The 26,339-nt window shown below is 43.7% G+C and carries 23 protein-coding genes; 22 read left to right on the top strand and 1 reads right to left on the bottom strand.

Going from position 1 to position 26,339, the window contains the following annotated elements:
• Positions 1 to 356: 356 nt before the first annotated feature.
• The 15 genes from THEAE_RS22085 (at position 357) to THEAE_RS0111545 (ending at position 16,416) form a co-directional block, all read left to right on the top strand.
• Positions 357 to 935, top strand: coding sequence for a cell wall hydrolase (locus tag THEAE_RS22085; protein WP_052329952.1), 579 nt, complete (start codon positions 357 to 359; stop codon positions 933 to 935).
• A 27-nt stretch (positions 936 to 962) separates the two neighbouring features.
• Positions 963 to 1,976 (top strand): replication-relaxation family protein, encoded by a 1,014-nt coding sequence (locus THEAE_RS0111615; protein WP_028987596.1) that lies wholly within the window; start codon positions 963 to 965, stop codon positions 1,974 to 1,976.
• Positions 1,948 to 2,142 (top strand): hypothetical protein, encoded by a 195-nt coding sequence (locus tag THEAE_RS0111610; protein WP_028987595.1) that lies wholly within the window; start codon positions 1,948 to 1,950, stop codon positions 2,140 to 2,142. The genes THEAE_RS0111615 and THEAE_RS0111610 overlap by 29 nt, the downstream gene beginning before the upstream one ends.
• Positions 2,143 to 2,145: 3 nt before the next feature.
• Positions 2,146 to 2,649: a hypothetical protein gene (locus THEAE_RS0111605; protein ID WP_028987594.1), complete on the top strand. Its 504-nt coding sequence runs from the start codon at positions 2,146 to 2,148 to the stop codon at positions 2,647 to 2,649.
• A 145-nt stretch (positions 2,650 to 2,794) separates the two neighbouring features.
• Complete coding sequence (locus THEAE_RS20770; protein WP_245605553.1) at positions 2,795 to 4,459, top strand: type IV secretory system conjugative DNA transfer family protein; 1,665 nt, start codon at positions 2,795 to 2,797, stop codon at positions 4,457 to 4,459.
• A gap of 36 nt (positions 4,460 to 4,495) precedes the next feature.
• Positions 4,496 to 5,314 carry a S1 RNA-binding domain-containing protein gene (locus THEAE_RS0111595; protein WP_028987593.1) on the top strand — a complete coding sequence of 273 codons (819 nt, stop codon included), beginning with the start codon at positions 4,496 to 4,498 and terminating at the stop codon, positions 5,312 to 5,314.
• A gap of 78 nt (positions 5,315 to 5,392) precedes the next feature.
• The gene (locus THEAE_RS0111590; RefSeq protein WP_028987592.1) at positions 5,393 to 5,998 is read left to right on the top strand and encodes an NUDIX hydrolase; all 606 of its coding nucleotides are present in this window, start codon (positions 5,393 to 5,395) and stop codon (positions 5,996 to 5,998) included.
• Positions 5,999 to 6,021: 23 nt separating this feature from the next.
• On the top strand, positions 6,022 to 6,363 hold the full coding sequence (locus THEAE_RS0111585) for a hypothetical protein (RefSeq protein ID WP_028987591.1): 342 nt from the start codon (positions 6,022 to 6,024) through the stop codon (positions 6,361 to 6,363).
• 187 nt (positions 6,364 to 6,550) lie between these two features.
• Positions 6,551 to 7,279 (top strand): hypothetical protein, encoded by a 729-nt coding sequence (locus tag THEAE_RS0111580; RefSeq protein WP_028987590.1) that lies wholly within the window; start codon positions 6,551 to 6,553, stop codon positions 7,277 to 7,279.
• A gap of 74 nt (positions 7,280 to 7,353) precedes the next feature.
• Positions 7,354 to 7,809 carry a metal-dependent hydrolase gene (locus THEAE_RS20765; protein WP_052329948.1) on the top strand — a complete coding sequence of 152 codons (456 nt, stop codon included), beginning with the start codon at positions 7,354 to 7,356 and terminating at the stop codon, positions 7,807 to 7,809.
• Positions 7,802 to 8,896, top strand: coding sequence for a hypothetical protein (locus THEAE_RS0111570; protein ID WP_156920613.1), 1,095 nt, complete (start codon positions 7,802 to 7,804; stop codon positions 8,894 to 8,896). The genes THEAE_RS20765 and THEAE_RS0111570 overlap by 8 nt, the downstream gene beginning before the upstream one ends.
• Positions 8,897 to 9,188: 292 nt before the next feature.
• A complete protein-coding gene (locus THEAE_RS0111560) occupies positions 9,189 to 10,220 on the top strand; it encodes a radical SAM protein (RefSeq protein ID WP_028987588.1) in 1,032 nt (343 codons plus the stop codon).
• Between the two features lie 92 nt (positions 10,221 to 10,312).
• Positions 10,313 to 10,468: a hypothetical protein gene (locus THEAE_RS23035; protein WP_156920612.1), complete on the top strand. Its 156-nt coding sequence runs from the start codon at positions 10,313 to 10,315 to the stop codon at positions 10,466 to 10,468.
• A gap of 162 nt (positions 10,469 to 10,630) precedes the next feature.
• Positions 10,631 to 11,629, top strand: a complete 999-nt coding sequence (locus tag THEAE_RS0111550) for a competence protein CoiA family protein (protein WP_028987587.1) — start codon at positions 10,631 to 10,633, stop codon at positions 11,627 to 11,629.
• Positions 11,630 to 11,694: 65 nt separating this feature from the next.
• Complete coding sequence (locus tag THEAE_RS0111545; protein ID WP_039944445.1) at positions 11,695 to 16,416, top strand: type ISP restriction/modification enzyme; 4,722 nt, start codon at positions 11,695 to 11,697, stop codon at positions 16,414 to 16,416.
• A 451-nt stretch (positions 16,417 to 16,867) separates the two neighbouring features.
• Here the strand turns inward: THEAE_RS0111545 and THEAE_RS22080 are convergent, their stop codons facing one another.
• A complete protein-coding gene (locus THEAE_RS22080) occupies positions 16,868 to 18,043 on the bottom strand; it encodes a stalk domain-containing protein (RefSeq protein WP_052329946.1) in 1,176 nt (391 codons plus the stop codon).
• Between the two features lie 136 nt (positions 18,044 to 18,179).
• On the opposite strand from THEAE_RS22080, the gene THEAE_RS0111535 reads away from it, so the two are divergent.
• The 7 genes from THEAE_RS0111535 (at position 18,180) to THEAE_RS0111500 (ending at position 26,184) form a co-directional block, all read left to right on the top strand.
• Positions 18,180 to 19,559 carry a DUF2325 domain-containing protein gene (locus tag THEAE_RS0111535; protein WP_028987585.1) on the top strand — a complete coding sequence of 460 codons (1,380 nt, stop codon included), beginning with the start codon at positions 18,180 to 18,182 and terminating at the stop codon, positions 19,557 to 19,559.
• Positions 19,560 to 20,135: 576 nt separating this feature from the next.
• Entirely contained in the window at positions 20,136 to 20,810 is a 675-nt protein-coding gene (locus THEAE_RS0111525; RefSeq protein ID WP_156920611.1) for a hypothetical protein, read from the top strand.
• Positions 20,811 to 21,106: 296 nt separating this feature from the next.
• Entirely contained in the window at positions 21,107 to 22,366 is a 1,260-nt protein-coding gene (locus THEAE_RS0111520) for a CRISPR-associated protein Csx3 (RefSeq protein ID WP_028987583.1), read from the top strand.
• 21 nt (positions 22,367 to 22,387) lie between these two features.
• Positions 22,388 to 23,110: a hypothetical protein gene (locus THEAE_RS0111515; RefSeq protein ID WP_028987582.1), complete on the top strand. Its 723-nt coding sequence runs from the start codon at positions 22,388 to 22,390 to the stop codon at positions 23,108 to 23,110.
• Positions 23,111 to 23,152: 42 nt separating this feature from the next.
• Positions 23,153 to 24,211, top strand: coding sequence for a hypothetical protein (locus THEAE_RS0111510; RefSeq protein WP_028987581.1), 1,059 nt, complete (start codon positions 23,153 to 23,155; stop codon positions 24,209 to 24,211).
• A 51-nt stretch (positions 24,212 to 24,262) separates the two neighbouring features.
• Complete coding sequence (locus THEAE_RS23030) at positions 24,263 to 24,436, top strand: hypothetical protein (protein ID WP_156920610.1); 174 nt, start codon at positions 24,263 to 24,265, stop codon at positions 24,434 to 24,436.
• Positions 24,437 to 24,480: 44 nt separating this feature from the next.
• Entirely contained in the window at positions 24,481 to 26,184 is a 1,704-nt protein-coding gene (locus tag THEAE_RS0111500; RefSeq protein WP_028987580.1) for a type IV secretory system conjugative DNA transfer family protein, read from the top strand.
• Positions 26,185 to 26,339 lie beyond the last annotated feature (155 nt).

Here is a 26,339-nt window from a genome sequence, read left to right as displayed (position 1 = left end):
CCATACAAAAACGCTCCTTAAACGAAGTGGCAAATGCTAAACACCGCAGGAAGTGTCAAACACTAAATGACACAGAAGGCAATCTAATCCAAGTACGGCATTAAGGGTAGAAAGCGGTTAAGAAAACACAACGCAAAGGAGGTTCTTCCCGCCTTTTATGGAGAAATCAAAGCATGTGAAATAAATCACAAAACTGAATCTACTTCAACAACGGCAGTACCATAAGTAGGAACATCCATTCAGGAGGGTTAATATTCTCCCACGCTTAAAGACGCGGGCCTTCCCGCCGTGGTTTTGTAGACCCCTCCATCATGGAGGAATCAATCCATGTGAAAATTATCACAAGGAGGTTACCCGTGAAAAGAACATATATCAACATTACCTTAATTCTCATCTCTCTCGTTATCTCACTCGTTTTGGCAGTGACACACTTCACCGGATTAAGAAAAGTAGAAATCGAACCCAATAGAGCGCCGCCTATTCTGATCGGTCAATCTGACGAGGAGGATATACTCGCCATAAAACAATACAAAACTCCATCCAAGGCTAAAAATATAACGATCTCCAGTCTCTCAGAAGAAAATCAAACGGAAGTCATGTTGCTTGCCCGTCTTATTCACGCTGAAGCAGGGAACCAGCCATACGAAGGAAAGATTGCCGTGGCAAATGTGGTACTGAATCGAGTAAAAAGTCCTGATTTTCCCAACACCATCAAAGACGTGATCTTCCAAAAAGGGCAGTTCACGCCCGTCGCCAACAAAAAGATTAACAACACGCCGACAGAAGAGGATATAAAAGCGGCTAAAGAAGCATTGGAAGGGGTGGTCGTATTGGAAGATGCGCTCTATTTTGAAAACAGCAAAAATAAAAACAACTGGATTAAAAAGAACAGGGAATTCATCACCCGAATCGGCGAACACAACTTCTATAGATAAAGTTCTATAGATAAGGAGAAGACGATCATGCCTGATACGATCAAACGCATAAACGAAAGAGATTTAGAAATACTCTCCGCAATCTACAAACACCGTGTACTTACAACAGAACAGATTGCGGAGATGTTTTTTGACGGTAAAAAAAACTACTGCTACCGCAAGCTATACCTCATGAAGAACACAGGATTGATCGAGTCATATTCAAGAATCAAAAAAGAGGGGAGGGCGACAACAGGGGGGTACTACATCACCGATAAAGGGATCACGCTTCTACACAAAAACGGCAAGATCGAAAGCAAAGTCCCTGCTGCGAACAACCGGGTCAATCAAAAGCAGATCGGATACCTTGCGAAGGTCAATCAAATCTTTCTCGAACTTGCCAAATCCGGATGGCAATATAAAGACAGCCGTGAAGTCAAAAGAGAAGAGAACCGAAACCGGGGTGATCTTGTGCAAGGAAAGCTCATCTCTCCGGCAGGGGTAGAATACGAGATTTACTATCTTGAGGACAAGGCAAAAGAAGTCGCCATTGTCAAAGTGATAAAAGAAATCACTTTTATTGCTAAAACCACAAATATCGCCGTCTTTTTTGGTGGCGAAACCAGCTTCAGGAACTTCATCGAAAAAAGCAACCAGTTACGCTTGGTTATGGGAGGAGAAATTCTTCTCCTCCCTTATAACTTCGGAATCAGGTACCTCAAACACTATGCAAGCGACGAAGAATTATTCCAAGCACTTGGAAAGGAGGTGATAAAAAGCGATCACCCGTGGTTGAAATGGATTTCAAAAGAAGGGGGTGAATATCTTGTTAATCTGCTCACAAACGACTACATGATGATCTTCAACCTCACACGAATGACGGAAGAACAAAAACAAAAATACGGAAGGGAAATCAAGGTTCTTGTGGCAAACCGAATGGTTTCCGAGTATCAAAAATACTTTAGAGACCAACACTTCATCACATTCGAGTCAATCGACATCAAAGATCTTTTTAATGAAAGGGGGAAAAAAGATGGAACATACTCTGATCAATCCGCTTAAAACGATCGCGAACCTAATTTCTGACCCGACGCTTGAAGAAGAACTAAAAAAATATCATCCAGAGACACAAAAAGAGATCTTCTACTTCCTCCGCGGGATCATGGCGGATGAAATCCGATTCGTTTTAAAGAACTATCCGGTAAAGCCGGTACAGAAATGGGGCTAAACCATGTTTCCCTTGAGCTTACTCCTTTTAAGCCTCGTGTTATGGGGAGGGGCAATCTACGGAACCATTTACCCGATATGGTTTTTAAGCATCATGCTCTTTATCTTCGTTGCAATCTACCTAACAAAACTTTTGCTTAACAAAGAGCATGATCTCGTCATCGTCGCATCATTCTTTGCCGTGGGATCGGTGTTCATCGGAAACTGGGTATACGGCGTATGGACAGAAAACCACTATCCCCTCCAGCCCATCATCGTATCACGAATTTTCCTCATACTCGCGACGTTTGTGGGTGCCGCGCTCCTTTTTATGTACGGAGCGGCACTCATTTCATACAGGCGTACACGAGGCAACATAGAAAAAGAAAGACTCGTCGCGAAGACGAAAGAGAATTGGTTAAACAAACTCAAATTCCTTTCAAACAGAGAGAAGCAGGAAGAGCTTACGCTTGTCTTAGGTGAAGCCGTGCCTGAAAAAACAGAAAAAGATTTGAAAATAGCAGAATAAAGGGGGTGGCACCATAGAAGCCATAAAGCTAAAAGGGGATGACCTTTTTACAAACATGCTCATTGTGGGGCCGATTCGTTCCGGAAAGACGGCAACACTACTAAAGCCGATCATCTATCAATTACTCCTCATGAAAAAACGGGGAGTGCAGTTGGGATTATCTGTTATCGAACCCAAGGGAGATATGGCCTTCATGGTACGGGAGATGGCAGAAGCGATGGAACTGCCGTTCGTCCATATCGATCCCGCGAGAAACCGTGAATATGCCATCGTAAGAGGTTATGACCCTGACTACAAAAGCGACACTTTCAACCCGATGAAAGGGGACATGGACACTGTGGCGGAAGCGACGGTGTCTGTGTTAAAGAGTCTCTTTGGGAAGCAGGACCCTTTCTTTGCGACGGTTCAGGAGCTTGCGGCAAGGAATACAACAAAGCTCCTCAAGACGCTATACGGTGACAACATTGACCTGATCGACGTTGTAGAAACACTGCGTGACCCGGAACTTCTCGAGAAAAAAGTAAAAGAACTAAAAGCACGTGACGGGGCTACAGACCTCGTTCGTTTTTTTGAGTCTGAACTTTTAGGCTCTTTGAGGGATAAATACCGCCAATTCGCAATCGGGTTGCGTGCACAATTAGAAAACCTCACATCAAACACAAACCTGAAAGCGATCATGGGCGGAAAAGACAGCCTGAACATCGATGAACATTTTTTAAAAGGAGGGATTCTTGCCGTCAACACCGCTTTAGGGGAACTCGGCACAAGCGGAGACGCTTTTGGTCAATTCGTCGTCATGCACCTCCAGAGCGGGACATTTCGGAGACCAGGCACAGAGCGCACGCGCATACCTCATTTTCTCATCGTGGACGAACTATCCAGGTATATTAACCCGGATTTTGAGCGATTCCTGAGTATCGCGGCGGAATATCGCGTAGCCGGAATCTTTGCCACACAATCCCTTGCTCAACTCGAAGTTGAAAGTGGAAAAATGAGCGGGAGAGCGATCAAGCGTTCAATCCTAAACGGGTGCCGCAACAAAATCGTCTTTGGTGGAGTAACTGCGGAAGACGCCAAAGAATTCGCGGAAGAACTCGGAAAAAGGCAAATGATCGAACGGCGAGGAACGTATGCCAACAGAATCTTTATCCCGAATTTACTGCCCGAAAAATACCAGGACGTAGAAATCGAAGAATATCGATACTACTATTCGCAAATCATGTACTCTCTTCCGCGCTTTCACTTCATCCACAAACTCATGAAAAACGGTGTCCAGCAAACACCAGGAATCGGCAAAGGAAATTTCGTCCCGAAAGACTGGAAGGAAAGGAGGGAGTGGGAGAAAAACGAAAGCAAATCCAAATTTATATTCTACAGATTAAATTTCTGGAAGAAAAAAGAGAAAGAAGGTGAGAGAAAAAAACACGAGCCAATAGAAAGACAGCAAGAACAACAAGAACAACAAGAAAATGAAACAACAAGACCCGCAAATGAAAGTGCTTTAGAAAGCACGGCAAACAAAATCTCTGCTGAAACCGTAACAAACGATAAAGCCGAAGAAACGCAAAAAACGCCGCAAAAAACACTGGGAATCGAAGCCTTAGAAGCCTTAGAGGCGCTTGAAGAAGACAAGCCCAAAAAGATAACCTTCCGGCACAAAGACAAAGAAACACATTCCGTTCAGGGGGAACTCTTCACATCAAACGAGGAGGATTTCTCTCCCCCCAGCCTTGAAGATGAACCGGAAGAAAAACCTCCGGAAGAAGAAAAAAGGGCTTATGTGCCCGATGACGATGATGATTTCTTTTAAAAAACTAAATTAAAAAACTAAAAAGGAGAGTGTTTCATGATGGAAGAAATCCGCGGAATCTTAATCGAGGGTTTTAACCCGACAAAAATCGAAGAGGAGACTTACGATAAGGATTGGAAAGAAATCTACAGTGCTTTTCAGAACAAACTCATCTTGCAAGGAACCGTCACCGGAATTGAAACCTTGCAAAACAAAGTATGCGCCATCGTGCAATTTGGTCACATTCGGGGTGTCATCCCGATTGATTTTTCGGGAGTAGAAGACATCAGGCAACTAAGAAAGCTCACCGGACAAGACGTAGTTTTTAAGGTTGTAAGCTACGACCGGGAAGGAGAAACCTTTGTCGCCTCCCGTAAAGATGCTTTGGAACACATGGCAGGACTTACATGGAACCGGCTGGAGGAAGGGGCTGTCATCATTGCGGTGGTACGGGAAGTTACCCCGATTGAAGTTAGGGCGGATATTGGGGGGATTATGGTGAAGATCCCCATTGAGGAAGTAGATTACGGCTGGATCGACGACCTTGAGGAAAAAGTGAAAGTAGGAGACCACCTGCACGTAAAAGTCGTCGAGTTGGACAAAGAGAACAAGAAGGTAAAAGTAAGCGCGAAACAAGCCAAGAAAAACCCGTGGCCGGAATGCACGAAGCGTTATCAGGAGCGGGGGGAATATGTGGGCAAAGTATCCGGTGTACGAGAGTACGGCGTCTTTGTTAACCTTGAGCCGAATGTTGATGCCTTATGCCCCCATCCGCGATACCAGAACGTGAAAAAAGGGGATAAGGTACTGATGAGAGTGCTTCACGTTGACCCGAAGAAAGAACAGATTCGGGGAAGGATCGTACGAATTATCTAAAAAGATAAACCCTGCCGGAAACCTCCCTCTTGTTGCAAAAGGCAAGAGGGAGCCGCGCAGGAACAATGGAGGGTTCTAATGGAACGAATTATAACCAGGTTAAGCCGAGAGATTGTGTATAAAGACAAATACCTGACGCTAAACAAGGATCAAGTTAAGTTTCCTGATGGGAGGATAGGGAGCTATGTTTCAGTAGAACACACCCAAAAAACACCTTCCGGCTTAGTAGGCGTTGCTACGCTTGGGTTTGTAGAAGACAAGATCATAACCATTAAAATTTTTCGTTATCCAATTGGCGAATTCTCCAAAGAGATCCCGCGAGGTTTTGTAAAAAAAAAACGAAGAATCGGAGAAAGAAGCGGCAATTCGGGAAATTGCGGAAGAAGTGAAGTAGGGAAAATGCCGTATTCCTGCACTTTGCTTGGCTATGTATATCCAGATACAGGAATTTTTAGCGGTAAAGTTGGAATATTTATGGCCAACTTTAACGGTGACGATTTTAAGGGGGATGAAAAAGAAGGTATCGCAAAGGTCGAACTTAACAGTACCGAGGAGATTTTAAGCGACATCTTAACAGGCAAAATCCAGGATTCGTACACTTTGGCCGCAATAACATTTGCGTTGGCAAACGGAGTTTTGGTGGATATCAGCCGCCATCACGTAGGCGGTCTATTACCGAGGTAAATAACAGGGGGAGGGGAGATAATGTGTATACACTCACGAGAGGGCTTCACACAATAAATTTTGTGGTAAAAGACAATCAATTCAAAATCACCGTTGAGATGTTAACGGACTTTGTGCTTGCCCGTTTTTCGTATGAGCAGGCACAAATTTTACGAAGCACCAAAGCAAGGCAAATCGCGTTTAGAAATCTCGATACACCGCTTCAATATACAGAAATGCTTCAATATACAGAAATAGTCAAATATACGTATATTGACTTCGACAAAGAACTTTTAACATTCGAGACGGAAAAAATGATCTACGAAGTGCCCGTCTCAGAAAGTGAGTGGCAGGAAATACGCGAATATTTGGAAAGAGAGCTCTAAAAAAAATAAAAAAAATAAAAACCCCGCCGAGCCGTGCGTACCAACTCAGGCGGGGAAAAAAGGAGGTTTATGTCTTTAGTATACTCGGATTATATATCTCTGTCAATACTTTTTTACCAAAAAACCCAGAAAAAGTATTCTAAACGTCTTTCATTTGCATTTTTTTAAAAAAAAAGAGGTGATAGTCTTGTTGGAGACGCAAACCATCAGCCCTTTTTCGCTGGAAGGGCATACTTGGGATTTAAAATGGACGATCTTACGATCAAACGTGAAATATAGAACCTATGAAACTTTGGAATCCGAAAGGGAAATCGAAATGCTTCGTGCCATCTCTTCGCTGGGTCTGATTGGGACAAGACAACTGAGACGAATCTTTTTCCCGACCCAGAATAAAAGATTGGTGCAGATGAAACTTAAGAACATGGTTAAATCCAAAAAACTCATCCGTCACGAAATCATCCGGGACGGGGAGGAAGAGAAAGCCATCCCTGTATACACCCTGGGACCGGCGGCGGCCCCGGCCATTGGAATCCAATACGATGAAAACTACTGGCTGAGATATAAAACGGAAGACGTTTTAAAAAAGCTGGTCTTCTTCCAGTTTTACAGTTATTTCAACCAAACCCATCCATCCAAAGTCCTTCCAGCCCCGGACCCTTATACCGGGATGGTCGAAGCGAATCATGTTTATTTTGTCTATGTGGTGAGAGGGGATATAACAGACATCCTTTTTACGTTAAAACACAATCCACCCGGGGAAAGATTGATCATCATCGCAGAATCCCTGATTCACTTAAAACCACTTCAAATGTTTCTGGGGGGAGGAATAAAAGTACGCGTCATAACAGACATGGATCTGAGAGATCCAGTTCGAAATTTAGCAAAGTTCAAAGAAGAAAGAACGAAAGCAATTTAAACCAAATTGTTTTTTGCCTTTTAACAAAACTTTTGGATAAAAAAAAACAGAAAAAAACAGAAAGGAAGATTTTGATGACCGGATTCACGCACCTTGCGACAGGGACTCTAACAGCGGTTCTTCTTAACCGATATTTACATCTTCCCATAGAAGTATCATCAGCCGTTATTTTAGGATCTCTTCTCCCGGACATTGATCACACGGGAAGCACTATAGGAAAGAAAATGCCGTTTATCTCTTTTTTGATCAGTCTTTTCGGGCATCGCGGCATCACGCATAGCCTGGCATTCATGCTCTTATTCCTTTTTGCGGGATACTATTCGTACCCATTTTTCTATGGACTGGCGGTAGGAATTGGGGTTCATATCGCGGGGGACGTGCTCACACCATCCGGCGTACCGCTTTTATGGCCGTATAAGAAAAGATTTAAAGTAATCGGTATACGTACCGGAACATTAGCCGACCGGATCATAGGGGTATCGGCCATCCTGGTTATTTTATTTATTGCGGCTGGTGTTAAAATTGTTTAAAAACAGATTTAAAATTTTCCTTTTCCTCTTTCTTTTTGCCGTTGCAATAGCGAACACCTTCAACATATCCGCTGTTGCCGAAGAAAAAGAAACAAAAGTATCCGGATTTGTCGTAAAGCAAATTGCATTTAACGAACTTCCACAATGGACAAAACAGATTCTGGAAAAATACAAAGATATAGGTAAAGGTCAAAACTTGCCTGTAACCGAAGTCGAATCCGCTTTGCGCAACATATTCCAGAAATTAGAAGAAAGCGGCATAGACATAAACCAGCTTTTTGGAGGCAAGCGGTATGCCTTTTATGCAACAAACGCAAAATTCCGTTCTGCAAGCGCTTATACGGTTTGGGGAGGACCCGATTCCCCCTACAATTCCGTGGTGCTTGGCGCATGGGGCCTTGTTAACTCGCCGGTTCAAAGGACGGTTCCCCACGAATTGGGGCACCTTATTTATTTTTATTATTTCGACCAAAATGATTATGCCTGGTATAAAAACTTTAGAGGCGTATCCCATTACTCCGATACCGATCCCATATGGGGGAAGCGGCCCGTCGAGATGTTTGCGGAAGATTTTGTGGAAGTATTCCTTCCTCAGTACAAGCACAGGACGGAAGCGAAGTCTCTAACGAAAGAGGAAGCCGAAAACTTAAAAGCATTAATTGTCTCCAAAATCAAGGAGAAAGAAAAGAAAAACGGCGAACCAGACCCAAAATTTAAAGGGTTGCTTAAACTGAGGGAATTGGGCATAATCGACAAAAGCAAATTTCTCCAAAGCGAAGTATCGGAATTCGGAAAAAAACCGATCACAAACCGGGAAACAATAAACCTTTTCTTGGGCGTAATTATTCACAACAAGGGTATTAGCCTAGACCTTCTTACCGCTCTTTCCGAACATCAGAAGGAAATAGAAAAAGTAAATCTTAATGCCGATGCCACGCCTGAAAGTATATATAAGGTGCTTGCCATATTCTCGAAAGAACTCGGTTCCTCCACATATAATTATCTCGAACCGTATGCCATAGCCAACCTTGAGGAAATCAACTATGCTTTGGTTGCGAATCTGGCGGCAAATTTCCTTCAGCCTTAATCTCGTTTCGGAATCGGTTCCGAGGAGCCAAAAATCGCACGGATAAAGAGTCCACCTCCATCCGTAGGGAATGGAATCGATGGACCCGGAGAAAAATGGAGGAGGCCCTCAGGGTCTCCTCTGACTATGAAGATTTCGACTTTCCGATATTCAAAGGTACGGGAGGACGGGAAACATGGTAGAGGGGGTTTATAACGCCGCCCCTTTTTTTTTTAAAAAACAACATGTAAACCAAGAAAGGAGGAACGGCATTTCACCCCGCGACTAAAGTCGGGGGTTTCGCCGCAATCTGATGGAACAAAAAATGCCTTACATCCTGCTCGATGATAATAATCAAGAAGAACTTGTAGACGAAAAATATTTTCTTCACCTTCTGAACGACCTATCGCTACCGGAGAGTGTATTGATGCTTCGCCACCAGGGCGTCATCGGCAAGGAAGTTCGCCGATTTAACCCCGGATGGTGGTACAGCTATCAAAAAACACCAGGCTCAGAAAAACTACTCTCTGGTAAGGGAAGCAAGAAACACGTGCCTGGAGTGGAAACGTTGCGTATCTTCAGTTTTGGTTCGTGCCAGTTAGCCTGCCCTTATTGCAAAAGGGACATGCAAGAGTTTGCGGAAGCCAGCGTAGCTCCCATGCGAATTCGGGATCTCTTCCGTCTGGCAGAGCGTACTGTTCGCGAGGGGGAAAGAATTCGCCTATCCGGCGGAGACCCGTCCGCCTTTCCGAGGATCAGTCTCGCCATTGCCCGATACTCAACCGAGGTTCTCGGGCACAAGGCAAGCATTGCTCATCACAGCCTCGCACCGAACTGGCTGAAGAGCATCTCCCCTTATTTGCTTAGTGCCGCCCTGGATCTCAAAGGAACCCCTGACACGATCCTGGCCGTCGCCGGAATAGTTAACCGCCACGCAGACGGGAATCAGATATTCAATACCGCGTTGAAAGGGATACGTCTTGCAGCCGAATCCGGAATCCTCTTGGACGTAAGGACACCGGTTTTTGCCAGCACAACCCTTAATGATATGCGCCTTTTGGCAAATCACTTATGCGAAATCGCTGTCGCAGAAAAACCTATTTTTTGGACGTGGAGACCATATAAACCCGTCAAACACGAAATACCCGCAGAGTATCGTACCCCCCTCGTTTCCTGGGAGGCTCCGGAAAAAGAAAAAGTGATGGAAATGGCTATTAAAGTATCCCGTCTCTTTCCCAAATTGCCTATAGGAATCAAACTGGCATGGAACAACGCCGGTATGATCTACATCCACGGCGCGCGCATTATCAATGAGGATATGAGGATGGGCTGGGTCTTGGATTAAGAAACGCGTTTTAAACGATTCTCCAGCCCTAAACCACGTTTATTCGGACCAAGAATATTTTCTTAAAGTATTCGAAGAAAAGAGGGGCGAAAATGTTAATCCAAGAAATAATAATTTTAGCCGGGGGGAAGGATTTATATGGTGGGCGTTGGAAGCTAGATCTTGGGGAATACGCGCAAGCCCTCTTTGTGGTAAAGAAGAAGAGATCAAAACCGGACAAAACTAATAAAAAAACGAAAGTGATTTAGAAAAAACAATGATCATTGGAGGATTTTAATTTACTTTTGTTGAATAAGAACAGAAAAAAGAAATACTAAAGAGACGATTTGACATGCACAATAAGGCTCTTTGTTTGTAGGAATAAAGTGTCTAAGACCTTCTGAAAGGTATGAAAGAGAGGCATATTACCTATGTTTCTAGTACCTTTAGCTATTGATGAAGAAAGCAAACTTTATCGTCCGGAAGAAGCAAAAAAGGACAAAACATATTTTTGTCCTGTATGTGGGGAGCCGGTTGTATTGCGGCAAGGTAATGTTCGGGTGGCCCACTTTGCACATAAAACTAGCATAAAATGCAATCAAGAAACTATCCTGCATAAAACCGCAAAACTATTAGTCCAAAAATCTATCTACGATTGGAAAGCGGGTCGCGCCGATACGCCTGTCATACAGCGACAGTGTCGGATATGCCATACGGTTGAGAATCATCCACTACCCGGCGAAATAACCGACGCAATCTTGGAATATAGACTCTCCGAAGGTTATGTTGTAGACGTAGCTTTAATGGCTGGCAATGTAGTAAAGATAGCTGTTGAAATCAAAGTAACTCACGGCGTTGATGAAGTTAAAACCGAAAGATTATCAGTGCCTTTTTTAGAGTTATTGGGTCATGATATTTTAACTGAAACGCTGGTATGGCGCCCCATAACCGAACGTCCTAAAACGTTTGTTTGTGATGGATGTAAACAAAAATATAAACTTGCATGGAGCAAGTTTCAAGCCAAAGCAAAGCTTCTTGCTCAGTCAATGAGGATCAATTTACCAACGGCTTATTATCGTTATGGAATTTATACATGTTGGAAATGTAAACGAGACATCCTTGTTTTTACTTGGCCAGGTGCTTATTTCAATAACCCTCCGAAGATGAAACCTATACCCAAAACAATCCGGTATCGTTTTTCTAATACCATTGGCAGGAAATATTGGGCAAATATTTGCCCATACTGTAATTCCATCCAAGGGAATCACTTTCTTTATTTCGAGCCCGACGGCCCTTTCATCGGGATAAACAATCTATTTGAAGAAGGAGAAGAAGACACACCGGACAAATTCAGACATGATTTAATCAGAATCGCTGTTCATTCTGATGAAAACGGTTGGCTTGATCCATTTACATTAACCCGGGAGTAAATTTCGGAGCTATTTTCCCTTTATGTATAGAGAAGACTTTAAAATAAAGAAAAGGAGTGAACAGAGTGAACGTACAAGAACTTCTGGAAAGACTAGAAAAGACAGCAACCAACACGGTAGAGAAAGGAGAAATTTTTGAACGGTTTGTCATTGCCTTTTTGAAGAATGATCCCTACTACAAAGAAGAATTTATCGACGTTTGGAAATGGTATGACTGGCCGGATCGCGACAAGGACGAACCGGATCTCGGAATCGATATCGTAGCTAAAGAGCGTGATACTGGGAAACTTTGGGCGATTCAAGCAAAATCCCACGAAGAAAAAGTTTCATACGATGATATTAAAACATTTCTGGCGGTATCCGGGCGCAAAGAATTTTCCAGAAGAATGATCGTAACTGCATCACCGCTTGGCCAAAACGCCGAAAAAGCCATTAAGGGTCAAGAAAAAGAAGTTACGGTTATTACACTATATGATATTGTCAATAATTACGGGATAGATTGGGAATCGTTTCAATGGCATAATCCGGAAAATATCACATACGAAAAAAAGAAAAACCTTCGGCCATATCAAGAACAAGCAATCAAAGCCGTCACAGAAGGGTTCGTCGAAGCAGATCGTGGAAAACTCATCATGCCCCCGGGTTCAGGCAAGACATTGGTGGCTTTAAAGATCGCCGAAAAACAGGTTGGCCAGGGCGGGCATGTTTTATTCCTTGCACCGTCCATCGCATTAGTTGAACAAACACTTCGCGCGTGGCTGGTTGATGCAGACATACCGCTTCGTGTTTTTGCAGTCACATCAGACCGGACTGTAGGAAAAGACCAGGATAGCATTGACCGGCTAACGGTATTAACGATTCCGCCGACCACCAATGCAGAAGATTTGGTTAAGGCGATTCAGCAAGAAAAAACGGACTCGATGACGGTGGTGGTATCCACCTATCATTCCATAGATGTAATCAAAGAGGCACAAAACAATGGATTTCCGGAATTTGATCTCATCATTGCAGATGAGGCGCATCGAACAACCGGTGTTGTAAAAAACGGCGAAGAATCCTATTACACCAAAGTCCATAACAATCAAAACGTAAATGGGAAAAAACGTCTTTACATGACGGCGACACCGAGAATATATGTACCAAAGTTAAAAGAAAAGCTGGAAGAAATGGAAATCGAATATTTTTCGATGGATAACGAAACGATTTACGGAAAAGAATTCTTCCGATATGGTTTCGGACAAGCCGTTGACGACGGACACTTATGTGACTATAAAGTAATCGTATTCGCGGTAAGTGAAAATGAGATTCAAACCGAGCTCTTTGAATATTTAAACCAACCTGATACACCGGAAGTTGTGGACGCCACCAGGATTATAGGTACGTGGCGTGCTTTATCCGGGCATGTACGCGGAGAAGAAATCCCCGCTGCGCGTCGTGCTGTCGTCTTCGCGGGGCAAGCGATACGCGACTCAAGAAATTTTGCCAAAGCGTTCCAGAATACCGTTTCTGCCTTTACCGAAAAAACAGGCGAAAAAACGCATCACTTTAAAGTACGGCATGTGGACGGAACCATGACCGCTACTGAACGAAAAGAACATTTAGATTGGCTGCGCGGGGAACCGGATGAAGGAGAAGTGCGGGTACTTTCAAACGCACGAGTCCTTACCGAAGGGATAGATGTTCCGTCACTAGACGCAGTAGTGTTTCTTAAACCCCGTAAAAGCCAAGTAGATGTAGTACAGGCTGTTGGTCGAGTGATGCGAAAAGCGCCAGGGAAAGAATACGGTTATGTCATCATTCCTGTAGTGGTCAATCCAGAAACAAACATTGAAGTACAGATCCGAAATAACGAAGAATTTAGCAAAGTGTGGGAAATTTTATCCGCCTTACGGTCCCTCGACGACCGTTTTGATGCGCGTGTGCGGCAGATAGTCCTGAAAAAACGAAATACGTCATCGTCTTCTTCGGATGAAGAATCAGACGATATTTTAATCATGGATCATACGCAAGGTATTCTTCCTTTACAATTTGAAGAAATCAAAAGCAAGATTATCGGCGTCCTGGTGGAACGAGTAGGTGAAAAAAATTACTTTGAAAACTGGGCGAAAGACGTTGCGGAGGTAGCCCAACGCATTGAACGTCATATTGATGAAGCGCTTAAATCCGATGGTAAATTCGGAGAAGAGGCACGCGAAGCATTCTCCGGTTATGTAGAGTCATTGCGTCAAATTACCAATCCGACAGTGACAGAAGATGACGCCCGGAGCATGTTGGTGCAGCACATCATCACAAAACCGATCTTCGACGCTTTATTCGAAAACTATGATTTTCTTAAGCAGAATGCCGTATCCGGAAGTTTCGAACGGGTTGCTGCCGTTTTTAAAGCTTTTATCGAAAAGGAAACGGCCACATTGGAAGGCTTTTATCGAAGTGTGAAAAACCGTGCACGCGGCATGGACAAGGAAGCTGAGCGGCAAGATTTTCTTCGACGCTTATACGACCGGTTCTTTAAATCAGCTTTTCCAAGACTTGCCGATCGTTTAGGGATCGTCTATACCCCTGTAGAGGTTGTGGATTTTTTGGTGGCAAGCGCCGATCGGGTATTGCATGACGAATTCGGCCTCAGCCTTTCCGATGAAGGCGTGGTAATCCTGGAACCATTCTCCGGTACGGGAACATTTCTTACCAGATTGATGCACCTGATCCCGAAAGAGGCATTGGAGCGAAAATATCGCGAAGGCGAAATTTGGGGCAACGAGATTCTGCTTCTTCCGTATTACATCGCTCTGGCCAACGTGGAAAGCACGTACTTCGACATCACCGGAAAGCATGAGCCGTTCGAGAATTTGTTGCTGATCGATTCATTTCAACTCATGGAGTCTGAAGAGACGATGGAGACAGACCTGTTTCCGGAGCAGTACACGGAACTGATGCGAAAACAAAAAGAAGCGAAGATCAATGTGATCGTATCTAATCCCCCTTGGTTTGCCAAACAAGAAGAGGAGAACCTAGGGATTAAGTCCGTTAAATACAACAAGCTGGACGAGAAAATAAGCCAGACCTATGTAGCTTATTCATCGACAACAAACAAGAACTCCCTTTACGACTCGTACATCCGCGCTATTCGGATGGCAACTGACCGGATTGAAGACAAAGGTGTGATCACATTCGTGACGAACAGCGGTTTTCTCGACGGAAACGCCGCCAGTGGACTCCGAAAGAGCCTCGCTGAAGAATTTGCGAAGATCTACGTCCTCAATCTTCGTGGAAACGCTCGCCTTTCAGGTGAAGCTTGGCGTAAAGAAGGTGGAAAGATCTTCGGCCAAGGCAGCCGTGCGGGTGTGGCGTTACTCGTGCTCGTCAAGGACGTTTCTAAGGCCAGCCCCGCGGAGATCTACTACCATGACATCGGGGACTACCTCAGCCGCGAAGAGAAGCTGGCACGGTTGAAGGAGTACGGGCATATCGGCGGTGTGGTGTGGGAGCGCATCAAACCGAATAAGGCGCATGATTGGATCAATCAGCGAAGCAAGGATTTTGAGGCGTTCCCTGTAATTGGGGCAAAGCAGAATGGGGATAAGGAGACAATATTCGAGCTGTACTCCAGCGGGGTAAAAACACACCGTGATGCGTGGGTTTATAACTTCTCCAAGTTGGAGTTGGCAGACAACATGCGCCGCATGATTGATGAATTTAACCGTCACGTTGAACTGGTTCGGGCTGGAAAAATTACGCAGGACAATCTAGAACTCCAAATAAATAATGACCCCGGAAAAATCGGGTGGTCTCTAGATTTAAAAGGCGAACTTTTAAGGGGTTCTTCACACAGATTCGAAGAAGTAGGATTTGTCACTCTATCAGTATACCGACCTTTTGTTAAAGAGTGGCTGTACTTCAGCAAAGTATTCAACGGAGCTACTTATCTCTTGCCCAAGATTTTCCCCGAACCAGACATGGAAAACGTCGCGATTGTTATGAAGGGGGCTGGAGGAACAAAAGATTTTACTGCGTTAATTGTAGATTGCATCCCTGACGTAAACATGATTGACGGTGGTGCCCAGACCTTTCCCCTCTACACCTACGAACCCGTCTCCGACACCGACGCCTTGGCAGGAAAAATGGAGGGTGAAATCATCGGCACCGCCCCATCCGGACGAAAGTACATCCGCCGTATGAACATCACCGACTGGGCGCTACAAGAATATCGCCGCAGGTACGGGGATAGCGTGACAAAGGAGGATATCTTCTACTTCGTTTATGGCTTCCTGCATTCGCCGGAGTACCGGGTACGTTACCGAAACGATCTAAAAAAGGCGCTTCCACGCATTCCGTTCGTATCTTCGGCGAAAGATTTCTGGGCATTTAGCAGTGCAGGGCGTAAATTGTCTGAGCTCCACCTAAACTACGAAACCGTCGAGCCTTGGCCGTTGGAGGAGGAAATCAAAGGAGATTTGAACGATCTAAAAACGTATACGATCGAAAAAATGAGATTCGGAAAAACACCTGACGGAAAACCGGACAAAACGACGATTGTTTACAATGAGCACATTACACTGCGCGGCATTCAGCTTGAAGCATATGAATACGTTGTAAACGGAAGATCGCCGATCGAGTGGGTTATGGAACGCTACCAAATCACAAAGGACAAGAAAAGCGGTATTACGAATGATCCAAATGAGTGGTTGAAGGAGCAAGGAAATCCGCGTCATATTGTCAATATGATAAAATCTCTTGTAAGGGTAAGTGTAGAGACCATTGAAATTGTAAAGGCATTGCCTAAGTCTTAGAACTCATAGACCCCATGGCTGAAGCCGGTGGCTTGTCTTCCTGGTTTCAGCCGTAGGCCCAAAAAAAGCCTCTCTATGACCAACCTCAGGGTCTGACCTGAAGGATAAGGGGATGAGGGTCCTACGTTATCGGGGAGAGCCGAGGTTCGCACTCCGGGATGCTCCTCCAGACCCGAGACCCTGCAACCCGGTGGTCACGAAGCGAAGCTGGGGGAGGTACGCTGTAGCCTGGCTACCGGGAGAAGGCCGCCCGGTAACATTGGCGAGGAGGGAGGTTGGGCAGAGTCTGCCCCAGCCCGTCACTAGACCCTTACGGGCGTAGGGGGCTTACGCCCCCTCCCCCTTACGGGGGGATAAATTTGCGGCGCTTTCCTCCCTTTGCTTGAAAGCAGGGGTCTCCAGCGCCGCATAAAGTTGGTGATGAGCGAGAAAGATTATGGCTGGGGGAACGTCAATTTTTCCCGGCCTGGCTAACCAATTTCCCGGACGAATCATAAAGCTCAGCTTTATCCCCTTCATTGTTCCAGATAAATGCCTTCGTCCAGACCAACACTCCGTTTCTTGGGGCGGCATTTTTGCCGCTTACTATCTTAACAGAAGCTCCTTTTTTCAGTACGAATCCATCCGGGAACTGGAAGGTCTGATTTCCTTCTGTGCTTACCAGTTTCCATCCTGTCATGTTTATATCTTTTGTATCGCTATTTTTGATGATCACAATCTCATCATTAAGATCAAGAGATTCTATAATTACTTTCCCGGTGTCACCTTTATTCGTGGCGTCGGGAGATTTTTTTTCAGAACCCCACAATCCTCGATTTGCTTTTCTCGCTTCACTTTCCAAAAAGGTAAATAGCTTCACCCATTTCACATTAGGCGGAAACGTGGACACATTCGCATATCCGTTTGAAACAAGATCTCCGTTGAAAAAGGTTCCATTTGCAAGGAATACATATCCGAGCAATCTTCCGTACTTATCCCTTTCTTCTATATCTTTAGCAATAAGAACCATTTGTCCATTCAACTTTGATTTGGTGTAGTCAGAAGCCTCTTTTCCGTATTCTTCCACCCCAATGGTAGGATGGACGGTTTCAGGAGTATCCACTCCGATGAAACGAATGGTTTCTTCTTTACCGTCCCAGTCCACTTTAATCGTGTCTCCGTCAACAACCTCCAACACTTTGACTTCCTTCTTAGGAGCGGAATCAATTGTCACCACTTTCGATGTCCCGTCCCACCCGACCGTGGCACCCAAGGCTTCTCCAACAAAACGAAGGGGAACCAAAGTCCGACCGTTGGTTATTGTTGGGGCAACATCAAGAGTAAACTCTTTGTCACCTTTTTTGGCTTTGGTCTTTCCCACAGTAAGAACTACCTTTGTATCTTCCTTAACTGCGGTAACGGTTTGTGTTGCACCATCCCAAGTAATCTCTGAATCGAGCGCTTCAAAGATTCGTCGGAGGGGGACTAGGGTCCGACCATTCACCACTTTGGGAGATACATCGAAAGCAATTTCGTTTCCATCAACATAAACACGAATCATATTTTGAGAAGGTTCGGCATGATCAGTTTGGGCAAACCATGCAGCAAACAGGATAAAAATAGAGAAAAACACAATAAATCTTCTCATTCGGGTGTTCCTCCTTTTTCTTACATACCTCATTATTTCTCCGGTAATAGCCTCTTTCCTTCTCATGAGATGAACAGAAGGAAAAAATATAGTACAATAAAAACAAAAGACATTTCTTTATTTTAGGGGTGGCAAAATGGACAAATCCTTTTTCGGTGCACCCATACACATAAAAGTATTCATGGTCGGAAAATGCAAAAGGTGCAATAATGTAGAGAAAAAACAAATCTACGACTACGGGAAACTTCCATATCGGGAAGTGGAGCAAAAAATGGATGAAGTAGTTCATCAAATCTTTCCCATCCCCTGCTCGAAATGCGGAGAAGCAATCCTTCCCTCCAGCCTCACCTACTACGATGAATTGCGTAAGGAGACCATACAAACCATCGGAATCCAATATAACGTAGGAATCCCCCCTGAAGAATATGAAAAGATGCAGGAAGGCCATAGGAAAAGGCATGAAATCTTCCGTGAACATGAGGAGGAATTCTGGGAAGAATTTCTCTCCTATGGAGTGGAACACTTCAGCAAAATTATCCAGGAACTGAAAAAAGATGAACTCATCCAGGGGCTAATAGCGGTTGGCGAACCTGTAGATAAGGAACAAACCGAGGGCAAACTGAGAAAACAGGTAATAATCAGGATAACGGAACCAAACAAACAAAAGGCATTTCTAAAGGCGGCTAATCGGGAGATCGTCTATGATCACCTGCTTGATCTTGGACCGCTAGCTTGGGTGCCGGAAATAGATATACAAAAGATCGGAGAACTACGCACCCGCTTTTTTGTCCTTCATTTACCTCTGGATGAAGCTTTGGAACCCCTACGCACAAAATGGATTGGAAAGGTAATCAGAAAGGGAAAGGGAGATAACGAATTCCTTTTTCAAAGGATTCATCAATTGACCGAGGAAAACGAAAGGCTGAAAGAAAAGATCACAAGATACGTCCACTCTATAGAAGAGCTTAAAATCCAAATTAAAGAAAGAGATGAAAAACTAAACCGGGCATATGAGAAGATACGCCTTTTGGAGGAAAGTGGGGAAAAGATCTACGAAAGAGATCCAAGGGACATCCGGAAGATACAGGAGCTTAAAAGTTTTATACGTGAGCTAATAGAGGAATTGAAATCACGACCATTGGACGAAAAAGACGAGGAACCGGAGATAAAAGAAGCACAAGATGCAGGAATTGAAATCGAACAAACGGAGGCAATTGACCTTTCTGCGCTCGCCGGGAAAATAATTGGGATCATCGGTGGAGAACGGGGGAGGCAGGCAAGAGAGCTCCAGTATCCCTTTAGTATACTCACCCATAACGGAGAGGAAAACGACGAGGATTTCTATCGGGTGCTGAACGAAAGCGATATATTGGTGATCCTGACCCGGTTTGTGTCCCATATCGCCATGTGGGAAGCAAAAGCATATGCGATAGGAGAAGGAAAGCCGATCTTTTTTGAGCGTAACATCAATATACCGATAATATTAATGAATATTGCTGGAAAGTTAAGGGATTAAGGGGGCTGGACAGGATGGAAAAACGCCTGTGCATGGCTTCGGATTGCACGACCAAATTTGTGCCCAAACATCCCAGGCATTTGTACTGCTCGCCCAAATGCAGGGATCGGGAAAAACGGAGAAAATATGCGAAAGAAAGGGCAAAAAAAGATTTGTGTCCTCAATGCGGAAGACCGATGGATTATCCGGTATCTTCACATAAAAATAAAACCAGTCCCAAATATTGTTCGAAATGCCAGGCATATTTCCACGAAAGATACCTAAAACGGGCTAAAGAAGCTTGACAAGATCAATGGATAGGATAAAATTAAATTATAATCTGTAATTTATTAGTTTCGCTCATTCGGAGCGAAACGGATAAGGTATTGAGTCTCATCTTCCACTACAGGAAGAGGGGAACAAAGTAAGTACCACCGAAGTACCATCAATGGTGGTATGCGCATAGCTTTTGTTAAACGGGTCTGTTTTTTTCAGACCCTTATTGTGTTTAAAAGAGCGATTTCTGCTAAAAGCGGGGATCGCCTTTTTTATTTTTTAAAAAAAAACAAAAAAAGCAAAAAAAAGGAGGAAGAAAAAATGGTAGTTGAGAAACGTTTTAATTTTTATACGGAAGAAGAAACAAAGAAAATTATTATTTCCGCCGTGGATGAAGCGGAAAAAGGAGCGAGAGCTCGGCTATTTCCGAATGAAAAGATTGAAAGACTTGTTCGCGAAATTACCGGAACCCCTTTTGGATATGCGGAAGGCGACGGCGGGCATGTGGCGAGATCTTACTGGGATAAAGCAGAAACGACGTACCTTTTTGTGTCTTGGTACACATGGAGATTTAGAAAACACATTTATGTATTCGCGGCAAGAAAAATAGCAAAAAAAGTGGCCTACGGAAGCAACCCGTACTTGGTCATAAAAAAAGATGATAAAGAAACAGCATACAGAATTACGCTTCCTAAAAGATGGGCGCGATATGACCGTATTAAAAAAAGAAGACTCATCCGGCATTTGCCTCAGCCCCCTACTGATTCTATTAACTTTGTAAGAAAAGATGAGGGTGGGCTTGTGGTAGCCAAATTCGACAAGGTAATAAATGTATGGATTGGGACACCGACAGGATGGATAAAAACAAAAAAAGATGACCGCAATAGAAACGCGTGGCTTCATCTTAAGGATCTCGGCTTCCCCGTTCCAGCGAGGAAAAACAAGCGAATCTGGAACGAAAAAATGGAAGCATATGCAATAATGAAAAATATTTAAGGGGGAGGTAAAACAAGGAAAGGAAACTACTCATAGGGAAACTTAAACCCAGCATTAGTGGAGAAATCATGAAACTTCTCCAATCCAATGTGGGAAACCGGTCGGTTGAACACTTCGACAACCGGATAAGTAGATACTCTATGGCACAGGGCAGATGTCACCACGTCATACCGCTCCGCTTCCCATTATAAAGTCCAACCCGCCTGACGAGTCCGGCTGGTCACCGGACGAAATCCCCCGAAAGGGGGATCGCGGGAAACCGCAAAAAGTAAACGAAAAAATAGGGAGGAATATAAATGGCAAAGATACTTTCATTTAATGTTGAATCAGACGGGCCTTATGGTGAGGTTTATGCGGTTGGAGCCGTTGTATTAAACGAAGAAGGCGAAGAAATAGATCGTTTTGCCGGAATCGCCGAAAAAGATCAAATAGAAAACAGAAGAGTAAGAGAAACAGTCTTACCGGTTTTAGGAGAATTAAGGGAATACAAAACAAGAAGGGAGATGAGAGACGATTTCTGGAAATTTTATATGAAGCATATGAAAAATTCGATCCATGTAGTAGACAAGGGAATTATTGACGTAGAAAGGTTATTTGATCAGGTAATACAGGACGATCCGGAAAACCGCAAACAGTATAAACCACACCCTATCTCACTTAACAGTGTATCAGTTATCTTGCGCCAAAATGGGATCGACCCGCATATCAACCGAATTAAATACTCAGGATTAAATGGGTTAGACCAATTCAATCCCGCAGACAAGGCTCTTGCATCCGCAGTTGCATTCTTTAAGGCGATAAATCCAGAATCTAAATTAAAAGAAAATGAGTTAAAGGAGGACAAAAAAATGGAAAATGTTTTGGAAATCTCAAAGCTGGCGGATGAATTGGGGAAAAAACCTATAAAAAGGACGTTACCAAACGGAAAAGAAGTGGAGCAAATCGTATGGACGGGAGAAGATCTCGTTAAATTATCACAGATCATGCATAACAAGCCTGTTCCGGAAGGAATGCACATAAAAATCAATGGAGCGGCACCTGCGTGGCTTGTGGCTTCTATCACGCACGAACTACACCCGAATTCGGTATCGGTAAACTCACCGGACGGATACGTTCCAATCGGGATGAAAAAACCGAGTGGAATGGGGGGTGGAGAAAATCTCAAATGGACAGTGCTAAAGAATAAAGATTGGCATATCGTGCAGGTTGAACAAAACGATCCATCCGAGCCGCTAAACCCCAAGGACTTAGATAATGCTTTTCCGCCGGAATTGCCAATGGGATCGAAAGTCATACTATCCGGGAGAATGCCGAATTGGCTGGCGGCATCGGCAACAATGGCATATCATGGGACTACAAAAGCGGTAGCACTTTATCAACCAGGCACTGGAGCAACGGTTGCAATGACGCACTCGCAATCGGTAAAACTTGGAGAGGTAATACCTGAGGATATTGTGAAAGAAGCAAAGCCGGTGGGCGAATTGGAAAAAGAATTGGACAATCTGGAAAAGATCGATGTTGCAGAAGAAAAGCCAAGAAAAGGATTAAAGATATAACGCGAAAGGAGTGGGATGTTAATGGAAGTAAAAAAGGTAAAACTTGACACTACAAATAAGGGGCTTCCTGCCATTTGGGAATCCGGCGGCGGTTATACAAATACGGGGAGTTCCAGAATAGTATGCAATGCGGACGGTTCCAAGAAAAGAGCCGTATACATTCGAAATCGCGGTGACCTGGCTTGCCGCGAACACGCACTTTTTGCTGTTGAACAAGGTGACATTGTAATCGACGCCAGCCATCACAGAAGAGACTTTTCGATCACTGTGTGGCGAATAAAAAATGTCTGGGAGGGGGAAGAGCGCACCAAAAAGCTGGTTGAAACAGCCGAAAACCTTCTCCCCAAGGAGGAGGTAATAAAAAAAGCAATATATGACTATGGAGAAGAAGGGCTTTTGCCGGATACTTACCAAGCGGTCAAGAGCTTTTTGGGATCATACTCGCACTATGTTGAGTACGGCCACCCAGCCACCTTTGCGGAAATGGAAGCAATACATCAATTTAAGTACGGCGAATGGGATGTGGAACCTCCATCATACTTAAACAATGCTATCGAGGCTGCAAAAGAGAAGGCCACCGATTATCACTGCCGCTCACCATATTACTTCCTCCCTCCTGCGCCGAAGGTTCAAATAACAAACTCGCAAGAGGGAGAACAGATAGGCGAATTGGGCAAAGAATTAGATAATCTGGAGAGAATCGATGTTTCGGAAGAAAAAACAGGGAAGGGATTAAAATTATAAAAAGGGACAAAAAGGGATAAAAAGGGAAAGGAAGAATAAAAAATGGATGAACGGGAATATATGGGGGTTCTTACTTCTCCGTTTACGACAGAGCGAGAAAAGGAACGTGTTTTGAGAAAAATAAGAGAGAGATATATGCAGGAAAAAAGTCAGGAAAATGAAATTAAGTTATTTGGCCATTTTATTGATTTAAAAAAATTCCCGGTTGCAGAGGAAATGGTTCAAGAAGGCCATAAATACGGAATAACGGCTAAAATAAAAGATAGATATTCAATCTCGATGCCTCTGGAAGGTGGGGATGTGCGATTATTTGTCGATGAAGAATTCATAACAAAGGGAACTTATAATGATGTAAAAAGGGAAATTAAGCGTTTAAAAAAAATTTTTGAGAAAACGACAAAAGAGATGGAGGAAATGCACACCGGAAAAAAGGAAAGGCCACAAATCGAACAGCCAAGTTGGACAAAGCACCTTTGGGGTCGGCGTAATTCCTATGAGGTAAGTAAAGACGGTTTAAAAGTAGGAGTAGCGTTTTCATATGGTATATCTGTAGTGTCAAATAAATCCAGGATAAAAATGTCAATCATGCCCGAATATTACGATAGAGCAATCGAAAATATATTTAATGCAATTGCAGAAAACGAAGGATTAATATACGTGCGACAAAATGCGTTTCAATCGCGTTATGCAGCGGAATACGGATATTATACTTTCGCAGAAGAAGATGATAGTGAGAAAACATTACTTTCGTGGAACTGGGAGTACAAGTACATGGGTTATGGTAGCAAGAAAAAAGTAATGAAAAATATCGAGGGAAAGGTTTATAGGGCAGGTAAATTAAGTGATAGCGGGTTCTATAAAATATCACACGAGACACAGAAATCGATATGGCTTGAGCCCGCTAAGATAAATATTTATAAATATCTAGAAGATTTTGAGGAAGATAAACAACACATTCTTCTCCACGCGTTTCAACAACGTAAGAAATATCAAGATAGCGAAAAAGAAGAAAGATCACTCAATGATTTGGAAAAAGAATTAGATAACCTCGAACGAATTGGTGTTTCAGCGGGAAAAGCGGGTACAAAGGCAAAAATCTAACAAAGAAAGGAGGAAGCGGCGCCTATTCCTAAACGGGCGCCGCGTGATTCGATGAAAAGATCAAAAATCACGCCAGAGATAGAACGGTTGCTTGCGGAATTAGAAGGAGGAAAGCCACAAGAAACTGTAAGCACGGGATTGACGCAAAAAATTGAAGAGACAAAAGAAGAGACGAAAAAAGTTAATAACAAAATCACTTTCAAATTAAGAAACCCCATTTCGTAAACGGGGTTTCTTTTTTTTAAGAGACGGTAAAAGGAGGAGATTAAATGGAGAAGAATCCAAAGAAAAAGTTAATCGCAATAGCCGTTATTTTAGCGATTATCATCTATCTTCTCATCCAAAGCCTGATATATGGCATCCTGCTTCAGCTGTTCACGAAAACAAATGATGGTATTCTGACTGCCGGGTTTAAACTTATTTTTCGATTCATCGGAACCATAACAGGCGTGGGAAAGCTTCAAAATGGAGATGGAATCATTCTTGGTGTAGGGGTCATCATTTTACTACTTATAGCCATAGGCGTAAGAAACGTAATAAAGCATTTCTATCCGACGTACAAAAGATGGCGGCGAGACCTTTGGATCAAGAATAGAACAGCGTCATCGGCGGGAACAAGCGAATGGGGCAGCTTGGATGAAGCAAAAACACTTCTCGGAAACGATGGAGTGATCATTGGCGGCAAGAAGAAAATGAGAGGGTTAGAACCTGTGAGACTATCGGCCAGATACAGCTTTGAGCATATCGCGATCATCGGGCCGACCGGATCGGGGAAAAGCAGTACATTTTTTATCCCAAATCTTTTATCTTTGCCAAAAAATACATCTGTTATCGTGACCGATCCGAAGGGGGAGCTTGAATCACTCACAGCAGAAAAACTGCGAAAAGAAGGATGGGAAACCTACACCTTCTCCCCCTTCCAGCCCGAAATATCTTCCGGCTATGACCCTTTGAGACTGATCGAATCGGAAGCAGAGATCGCAGACATCGCGGATATCGTGCTTAAAAACGGTTATGACCCTGAAGGTAGAGGGGGGGATACCCAATGGATAAACTTTGCCAAACCTCTTTGGGAAGCCTCGTTATACGCGACCAAAGCGCTATCAAGGTTTTCGAATGATGAAATGGTGAAGATGATAAGACATATAACCAATGGCCTCAAAGAAAAAGGTGGAGGTAAAGAAACGGCGAGATACCTTCGCAGATTTCTAAGTGAAGGAGGACTTGGAACGATAGACGAAGCGGCAAACTTTGTCACTTATCTACCGGAAGAAGCAAAGAAAGAGATCATCGAATACATCGGCGGAACCGCATTAGACCGTTATCTCACCTACACACAATCACTCGAATCCCCTGAAACGGCAGGCTCTATCCGTACAGTTCTCACATCTTCAGTACAAATATTCGCGCGACCAGATGTAAGCGAGATTGCTAAGAAAGAGAACACAATCTCTTTTAAATCAATCCGAACGAAATCGACAGTCATTTTTGTAAGGATACCGGAACGAAAGGCGCATATTCTAAAACCGCTCATGGCAACATTTTTCTGGCAATCCATCGAGCACATTGCAGATATAGACGGGAACCCGATCTTCTTCCTACTTGATGAGTTTCCGAACATTGGTAAAATACCGGGGTTCGCACAAATGGCTGCAACGTTAAGATCCAGGAAGATATCCTTATGTGTTGCACTTCAGGGTATAGAACAACTATCGAGGGAATACAGCGAGCACGAACAGAAGGATATTATTAACAACCTCAAGACAAAGATATATTATCCGGGAAGTTCCGGGGAAACCGCCGAGTATGCGTCAAGAATATCAGGCTACAGCACCACAAGGAAAGATACGCGTGTTGAACTTTTAACGGCGGCTGAAGCGAGAATGATACCGGAAGGAAAAATTATGGTCATGGCGCGTAACCTTCCGCCGTTCTTTTTAGAGGCATATCACTACAAAAATATTTATGGCTGAGGCCGGAAATCACCCCGGCATTTTTTTTAGCATTTAACAGAACATATGAGCGCAAAATTAAAAATAAACACGGAATATCTTATTCGCTCCTCTTGCAATAAAAAATAGAGAAGGTTATAATAATACTACAGTGATTTGGACTCAAACTCTTCTTC

This window comes from Thermicanus aegyptius DSM 12793, assembly GCF_000510645.1.
GTDB classification, from domain to species: Bacteria; Bacillota; Bacilli; order Thermicanales; family Thermicanaceae; genus Thermicanus; species Thermicanus aegyptius.
Note: the sequence above shows the minus strand (reverse complement) of the source record. Positions and strands in the feature narration are given on the sequence as shown.

Excerpts from the sequence above, each read along its gene's own strand:
- THEAE_RS23035 (WP_156920612.1), top strand. The coding sequence starts at position 10,313 with ATGTTAATCCAAGAAATAATAATTTTAGCCGGGGGGAAGGATTTATAT.
- THEAE_RS0111535 (WP_028987585.1), top strand. The coding sequence starts at position 18,180 with ATGGACAAATCCTTTTTCGGTGCACCCATACACATAAAAGTATTCATG.
- THEAE_RS0111500 (WP_028987580.1), top strand. The coding sequence starts at position 24,481 with ATGGAGAAGAATCCAAAGAAAAAGTTAATCGCAATAGCCGTTATTTTA.
- THEAE_RS0111550 (WP_028987587.1), top strand. The coding sequence starts at position 10,631 with ATGTTTCTAGTACCTTTAGCTATTGATGAAGAAAGCAAACTTTATCGT.
- THEAE_RS22080 (WP_052329946.1), bottom strand. The coding sequence starts at position 18,043 with ATGAGAAGATTTATTGTGTTTTTCTCTATTTTTATCCTGTTTGCTGCA.
- THEAE_RS0111595 (WP_028987593.1), top strand. The coding sequence starts at position 4,496 with ATGATGGAAGAAATCCGCGGAATCTTAATCGAGGGTTTTAACCCGACA.
- THEAE_RS0111590 (WP_028987592.1), top strand. The coding sequence starts at position 5,393 with ATGGAACGAATTATAACCAGGTTAAGCCGAGAGATTGTGTATAAAGAC.
- THEAE_RS23030 (WP_156920610.1), top strand. The coding sequence starts at position 24,263 with ATGAAAAGATCAAAAATCACGCCAGAGATAGAACGGTTGCTTGCGGAA.
- THEAE_RS0111560 (WP_028987588.1), top strand. The coding sequence starts at position 9,189 with ATGGAACAAAAAATGCCTTACATCCTGCTCGATGATAATAATCAAGAA.
- THEAE_RS0111515 (WP_028987582.1), top strand. The coding sequence starts at position 22,388 with ATGGAAGTAAAAAAGGTAAAACTTGACACTACAAATAAGGGGCTTCCT.
- THEAE_RS0111525 (WP_156920611.1), top strand. The coding sequence starts at position 20,136 with ATGGTAGTTGAGAAACGTTTTAATTTTTATACGGAAGAAGAAACAAAG.
- THEAE_RS0111610 (WP_028987595.1), top strand. The coding sequence starts at position 1,948 with ATGGAACATACTCTGATCAATCCGCTTAAAACGATCGCGAACCTAATT.
- THEAE_RS0111605 (WP_028987594.1), top strand. The coding sequence starts at position 2,146 with ATGTTTCCCTTGAGCTTACTCCTTTTAAGCCTCGTGTTATGGGGAGGG.
- THEAE_RS0111615 (WP_028987596.1), top strand. The coding sequence starts at position 963 with ATGCCTGATACGATCAAACGCATAAACGAAAGAGATTTAGAAATACTC.
- THEAE_RS0111510 (WP_028987581.1), top strand. The coding sequence starts at position 23,153 with ATGGATGAACGGGAATATATGGGGGTTCTTACTTCTCCGTTTACGACA.
- THEAE_RS20765 (WP_052329948.1), top strand. The coding sequence starts at position 7,354 with ATGACCGGATTCACGCACCTTGCGACAGGGACTCTAACAGCGGTTCTT.
- THEAE_RS0111520 (WP_028987583.1), top strand. The coding sequence starts at position 21,107 with ATGGCAAAGATACTTTCATTTAATGTTGAATCAGACGGGCCTTATGGT.